1 protein-coding gene is annotated in these 1,328 nt (G+C 48.9%); it reads right to left on the reverse strand.

The genetic code is table 11. The annotated features are described in order from the left end of the window. Positions 1–1,328, reverse strand: a 1,328-nt coding sequence (locus KDK18_RS04340; RefSeq protein ID WP_257253467.1) for a hypothetical protein, incomplete at both ends; no start/stop codon positions are given.

Genomic DNA, 1,328 nt, shown 5'->3' on the forward strand with positions numbered 1-1,328 from the left:
CGGCAAACTCATTCAGGACGATGGGAAACTGGTTATTTGCCTGTTGGGTGCCATTAATTCGGACAAGGTCACGGTAGGGGGTGTTAACGCCTTTGAGCATCGGCAGCTGTGTTGCATCACCGGCATTCCAGAGCGTGCTGTTCAAACCGTTTAAGCCTGATTTGAGAGCACTTTTTGATAGCCGTACGACACCGGAATTGTATCCATACCTATTGAAAGTGGAAGTGGAATTGGAAGTGGAAAACCAGTGATACTTTGTGAAAGTGTCTATATTATACGCAATGAGGCCTCTCCAGTAAGGGTATGCAACTACGCCGCTTACTCTTACTAGCTCGGTCGCATTAACGGAGCCCGTATTAACATTATTGTAAACCTCAGCACTGCGGGCGGCTGCTGAAATACCACCGACTGGACTACGATAACCTTTCCCTATAATTGCTCCAGCATTAAGGTTGTCACGGATGACTACACGTCTGGCTTCTCCGGCGATACCTCCAGTGTATGCAAAACCACCATCCGTAGTGACAGATCCGGCGTTCACATTTTGAACAATAGGAGCGCTGACTGTTTGCCCGGTTATTCCACCCACTTGGGAGCGGTACTTCCCAGAAATGCTACCTGTATTGAGGTTTTTGCTAATCAGGGTTTGGCTGGTAGCCTCCCCTGTTATTCCGCCAATGCTTCCACCTTCCCACAAGTCAGCGCCATCCACATAATAGGTGGCAATTTTTCCGGTGTTCAGGTTATGTAAAACCCTGGCTGCTGTTGCTATTCCTGCAATCCCTCCGGAATCTCCGTTATTGCCAACATTAATCTCTCCGGCATTCACATTGTTGTTGGCAACGCTATTGCTTTTCAGCCCTCCGACAATACCACCGGTAGGTGATTTTTGTTTGTTTCTGGGAGTTATTCTTCCAATATTCAGGTTGTTTGATACAGAAGACCCCTGATCCACCACCCCAGCGATACCGCCGGTACTGGCACTCCCGGTTGTGGAAACGGTGCCGGTGTTCACACTATCGCGAATGACGCTATCAGAAATACTGCCCGCTATACCTCCTGCATGACTGTGAAAACCGCCTGTTTGAATAGCTCCGGCAGAATTGACCACCTCTTCAACCCTGCTGCCTTTCAACACTCCCACAAGCACACCTGTGGGGCTCGTATTTCCGGTACTGGTCACTTTTGGTTGTTTAAACAGGATTTGTTGGATGGTGCTGTTGTGCAATGACCCGAACAAGCCCGAGGGAGTGTTACCTGCTGACGTTGAAAGTTCGAGACCGGAAATAACGTAACCATTGCCAAGCAGAGTGACAGAGAAGGGTTTG

This window comes from Endozoicomonas sp. SESOKO3 (assembly GCF_024606255.1).